At 43.8% G+C, this 381-nt stretch carries 1 protein-coding gene; it reads left to right on the forward strand.

All coding sequences use genetic code 11. The features are described 5' to 3' along the window. Positions 1-381 (forward strand): hypothetical protein (locus tag UU7_RS18565; protein ID WP_202946812.1); only part of this gene is annotated, 381 nt, incomplete at both ends.

Raw genomic sequence — 381 nt, forward strand, 5'->3', positions numbered from 1 at the left:
TGATGACCTGAATATGTCGCTTGTATTAGGTAACTCCACTGTAAACAGTATTGATTTAACGTTAAATCACGTTAAATCACGTTATGCAAAGTTAGCGCCTAATCCAATCCAATCCAATCCAATCCGAATCCAATCCGAATCCAATCCTAATCCGAATCCAATTAGTAATAATGGCGCGAACAAGTCGCGCGGATTTACTCCTCCTACTCTTGAGGAAGTGGCCGCATATTGCCAGGAGCGTAACAACGGTGTTGATCCACAGAAATGGTATGACTTTTACGCCGCCAAGGGTTGGATGATTGGGAAAAACAAGATGAAGGATTGGAAAGCAGCGGTGCGCACTTGGGAGAAGCGGCAACAAAAAGGGGGTTATACATACAA

Origin of the sequence: Rhodanobacter spathiphylli B39, from assembly GCF_000264295.1 — a bacterium.
In the GTDB taxonomy this organism is placed as follows: domain Bacteria; phylum Pseudomonadota; class Gammaproteobacteria; order Xanthomonadales; family Rhodanobacteraceae; genus Rhodanobacter; species Rhodanobacter spathiphylli.